Raw genomic sequence first — 4,538 nt, forward strand, 5'->3', positions numbered from 1 at the left:
CGGCGAATCGTCTCCTCGGATACCCCGAAGGACGTGGCCAGATCAATCGATTTAACGCGCTGCTGCTGACTGAGGAGCCGCACGATTTCATCGAGCCGTGGCTGGTTGAGCATAGTGCAAAGTTTCCGTGGCATTCGACGTGCCGAAAAAGGGTTTGGGACCGAGCATACGTCGCGACGCCTCGTGCGGCGTGCGCGCCGGTTCAGCCCGAGAGCATTGCGGGCAGTCGTTGATCCCATGGCGAGATCGCCTCGAAAGCGGCGCAGAACTGCAACACGTCCGCATCCGCGAAGCGTGGCCCGACAACCTGCAAACCAATCGGTAGCCCACTCTTGCTCCAGCCACATGGCAGGTTCGCAGCGGGGTTGCCCGAGAGATTGAATGGATAAGTAAACGGCGTCCAACGAGCCCACGGAACCGGGCTGCTATCGACCGCCGGATAGTGAGGCGGCGCCGTGCTGTCCGCGTCGAACGGGAGAATTGGCACCGTCGGCGTAATCAGCAGATCGTACTGCTCGAACAACGTGTGGACCTGACTGGCGAATACCGCACGTTGCTGCATGGCCGCGAGATAGCTCGCCAGACTGAAGTCTTTTGCGCGCTCGATGAGTGTGGCAAAGCCTGGGTCCAGCCGGTCCATCTGCTGCCCCAGCGACTTTCCATAGGCAATGCCGCGTCCGCCTGCCCACAGCGCTTCGAAGACAGGCAGCGGGTCTTGCCACGGCAACACTTTCTCTTCCACCGCGACGGGCAGTTGCTCAGCGATCAGGCGCACTGCATCGCCCACAGCCTTGGCCACCTGCGCATCGACGGGCGTGCCGAATAGCGTTGGACACCAGGCGAGCCGCAACGGCCGCAGCGGTTCGTCGCAGCGCGCGTAGAACGACTCGGTCGGCGCCGGCAATGCCTGGTGGTCGAGTGGGTCCGGACCGGAAAGGATGTCGAATAACAGCGCGCTGTCGCGCACGGTGCGGGTAATCGGACCAGCGTGGCTCAGCATTTCGGTGGCCGACCACGGCCAGGTGGGAATGCGTCCGAGCGTGCCCTTCAGTGCGAATACGCCGCAAAAGGAGCCCGGAATCCGCACTGAACCGCCGCCATCCGAGCCTAGCGTTGCCGGCACCATTCGGGCAGCGACAGCGATCGCCGAGCCGGAACTCGAACCGCCGCTGGTCAGCGCAGGATTCCATGGATTGCGTCCATTGCCGAATACGCGCGAGATGCTTGAGCCCGTCCAGCCGAACTCGGTGGTCGCGGTCTTGCCGACCACGATGGCGCCGGCAGCCTTGAGTCTCGCGATGATCGGCGCATCCAGTTGCGGTACATGGCCAAGCGCCGTGAGCGAGCCGCGCGTGGTGCGCAACCCTTGCGTCGAAAACAGATCCTTGATCCCAAACGGAATGCCGTGCAGCGGACCGCGAAACCGCCCGGACGCGGCTTCTTCGGCAAGCGTCTCCGCGTATTCGCGCGCCGCCTCGGTATAGACGTCGCCAAAGGCGTGCAATGTGGAATTGTGGGTTTTGATGGCTGCCAGGCTTGCATCCAGCAGTTCGACCGGCGTCAGGGCGCCTGCTCTGATCTGCTGAGCGGCGTCAACCACGCACGGCATAGCGGTAACATCCGTATCGTCCGACATTAAAACCCCTGGCAACCAAGTGTTGCAGCGATGGCGCCATTTCCACAAATCAAAAACCCGGTGTCAAGATAAAAATGTTGGAAATGTTGGAAATGTTGATTTATGACGGACGACGAAGAGGGGAGAAATCGACGATGAGCGTTACGCGAAGCGCTGTGGTGAAGCAAAAACAAAAGCGCCGGTAGCGGCCCAATCAGGCCAAAGCTACCGGCGCAACTTGCGAGCCAGAGGCAATCAGGCGAGTCAGTGCCGCTCACGCATCCAGATACGCCACCTCACCGTGCAGTGCGGTATCGAGCCCGCCCTGCTCCGCAGCCGCATCGAGCTTGACCGCCGTCACGCGATCGATCAGCCACAACATCGCCCACGTGAACACGAAGGCCCACACACCGGAGACGATCACGGCCACGCACTGCTTGACGAAGAATGCACCACCACCCAGCAACAGACCATCCGCGCCATTCGGATTCCACGCCTTCGACGCAAACACGCCGAGCAGCACCGTGCCGGTCAAACCGCCCACACCATGCACACCCCATACGTCGAGCGCATCGTCGAGACCGAGACGGTTTTTCAGCGCGACCGCGTAGTAGCAGATCAGGCCAGCAGCAATCCCGATCACCGCAGCCGTGCCTGGCGACACATAACCGGCGGCAGGCGTGATCGTCGCGAGGCCCGCTACTGAACCGGTCAACAGGCCGACGAATTTGGGTTGCCGCGCATTGAGCCATTCGATCAGCAGCCACGTGACAGCCGCAAACGATGCCGCAATATCGGTGTTCAGAAAGGACGAAGCCGTTATGGCATCGACGCGCAACTCGGAGCCGGCGTTAAAGCCATACCAGCCGAACCACAGCAGGCCCGTGCCGAGAGCAATCAGCGGCACGTTATGCGGCTTGTGCGACATCACACGGCGGCGCCCTACGTATAGCACCGAAGCGAGCGCGGCAAATCCGGCGGTGTTGTGCACCACGATCCCACCGGCATAATCGAGCACGCCCCACTTCGCGAACAGTCCTTCCGGACTCCAGACCATGTGCACGAACGGGAAATACACCAGAACGAGCCAGCCGGTGAGAAACAGAAAATACGCCTTGAATGTCACGCGATTCGTAAAGGCACCGGTAATCAGCGCGGGCGTGATGATGGCGAACATCATCTGATACGCAATGTGCACGACGAGTGGGATGCCCGCGTCATTGCCCGTGTACATCGTCTGCAACGTCACGCCACGCAGGAATGCATAGTAAGTCGGGTCGCCGATGATGCCGTGCCACGTCGGGCCGAAGCACATCGAGTAACCGAAGGCGAACCAAAGCACGGTCGTCCATGCAAGCGAAATGAAACTTTGCATCATGATCGACAGCACGTTCTTGCGTTCGACCAGACCGCCGTAGAAGAACGCGAGGCCTGGCGTCATCAGCATGACGAGGCTCGCGCACAGCAGCATGAAGGCCGTATTGCCGACGTTGATCGGCAGGGATGCGGGAAGCACAGCTTGTCTCCTTGAATGTCGTCGTACGAGATGAGCGGGGAAGCCCAGGCGGCCGCGTGCCGCACCGATTCCATCTCGCGTTTTAGCGGCTGTCGAAAAGTAGTCCTCGCCCGGCGGCGGCGCAATACGCGCGAGCGCTATTGCCGGATTCAGCGAGTCGATATGAGCAAGCCAGCACGCGGCTGCGTCAGGATGGACGGGGGTAAACCACAGTGTCGAATCTGGCGCATAAACGGAGACCACTCACGGGGCCGTGCGATTTCCTTTCGTCATGACAGCTATCTCGCAGCCGGTCTTCACTGAAGGCCAATGACAGTGCAAACTGGGCACCGTTACATCACTTTATGGAGAGCAGCATGTTCGCAATGCAGTATTCACACCGCTTGCCCGCTGACTACGACACCCAGATCATCCGCGAGCGCGCAGCCACGCGCGGCCCGCTTTGGGACGACACAGAAGGCTTGATCTGCAAGGCGTTCGCGCTGCAGGAGCGCAACCGCAATGGCGCGACAGGCAACGTCTACGCGTCCGTGTACCTTTGGTCGGACGCGGATGCGACCGTGCGTTTTCTGATGGGCGAGCGCTTCCAGGCGGTCATCGATGCATTCGGCCGTCCGCAGATCGAGACGTGGTTGCCGCTGGACGCGCGGCGCGGCAGCGCGCAACAGGCGCTATCGATCTACCGCGAGGAACGTGTGCTGAACGCTGCGACCGATCGAACGGCGTTGCACGCCGCGGAGATAGAACTCAATCGGGAGATCGCGGCGCGTCCCGATACCGTGGCCGTGTGGGCGGCAATCGATCTGAATGCCTGGCGCCTGATCCGCTTCACGGTCTCGTCGGCGCCGGCCGATCCGGCCCGCAACGGTGACGTCTACGATGTGCTGCACCTTGCCCGACCGGGGATCAGCCGCCTCCAGCGATGACTTCCACCGCCCGCTGAACCGCGGCCGCAATCTGCTCACTGGTTGCCTCGGTGGGCACCGCACGGGCCAGCGTGACGCCTCCAGCCAGCAGCGACAGCAGCACCCAGGCACGCGCCTCACGCTCGGCACCCGTGCCTTCCGGAAAACCCGCGGCGACCGCTTTCATCACCCCTTGCAGTTCGGTTTCGTAGGCCGCGCGCGACGCCGGGTCGGCCCGCTCGATTTCCGCGGACAGGCTTGGCAGCGTACAGGCGTCTCCCAGATCGCAGGTCCGCTTGTATCCCATGTAAAACGCGGCAAACGTCCCGAACCAACTCTTGCCGTGCTCGGCGCGCAAGCCTTCCACCGCCTGCCGCAGCTCGCGCAATCCCTCCGCCACCGCCGCACCGAAGGCTTCCGCCTTGGAGCGGAAGTGACCATAGAACGCCCCGTGGGTCACCCCCGCCTCGCGCGCCAGGCCGTCCACGCCGATCCCGCCGTA

At 62.4% G+C, this 4,538-nt stretch carries 5 protein-coding genes; 1 reads left to right on the plus strand and 4 read right to left on the minus strand.

Going from position 1 to position 4,538, the window contains the following annotated elements; genetic code table 11:
• From M0954_RS30355 to M0954_RS13760, 3 genes are all read right to left on the minus strand, one after another.
• On the minus strand, positions 1-239 hold a 239-nt coding region (locus M0954_RS30355; protein WP_367279515.1), incomplete at its 3' end, for a DeoR family transcriptional regulator.
• Complete coding sequence (locus M0954_RS13755) at positions 203-1,636, minus strand: amidase (protein ID WP_297353757.1); 1,434 nt, start codon at positions 1,634-1,636, stop codon at positions 203-205. The genes M0954_RS30355 and M0954_RS13755, both read right to left, overlap by 37 nt.
• Positions 1,637-1,889: 253 nt before the next feature.
• Positions 1,890-3,131 (minus strand): ammonium transporter, encoded by a 1,242-nt coding sequence (locus tag M0954_RS13760; protein WP_297353758.1) that lies wholly within the window; start codon positions 3,129-3,131, stop codon positions 1,890-1,892.
• A gap of 356 nt (positions 3,132-3,487) precedes the next feature.
• On the opposite strand from M0954_RS13760, the gene M0954_RS13765 reads away from it, so the two are divergent.
• A complete protein-coding gene (locus M0954_RS13765) occupies positions 3,488-4,057 on the plus strand; it encodes a DUF4865 family protein (protein WP_297353760.1) in 570 nt (189 codons plus the stop codon).
• Here the strand turns inward: M0954_RS13765 and M0954_RS13770 are convergent.
• On the minus strand, positions 4,038-4,538 hold a 501-nt coding region (locus M0954_RS13770; protein ID WP_297353762.1), incomplete at its 5' end, for a TetR/AcrR family transcriptional regulator. The two genes, M0954_RS13765 and M0954_RS13770, sit on opposite strands and share 20 nt — an antisense overlap.

The organism is Paraburkholderia sp. (assembly GCF_026225065.1).
Classification (GTDB): domain Bacteria; phylum Pseudomonadota; class Gammaproteobacteria; order Burkholderiales; family Burkholderiaceae; genus Paraburkholderia.

Excerpts from the sequence above, each read along its gene's own strand:
- M0954_RS13765 (WP_297353760.1), top strand. The coding sequence starts at position 3,488 with ATGTTCGCAATGCAGTATTCACACCGCTTGCCCGCTGACTACGACACC.
- M0954_RS13755 (WP_297353757.1), bottom strand. The coding sequence starts at position 1,636 with ATGTCGGACGATACGGATGTTACCGCTATGCCGTGCGTGGTTGACGCC.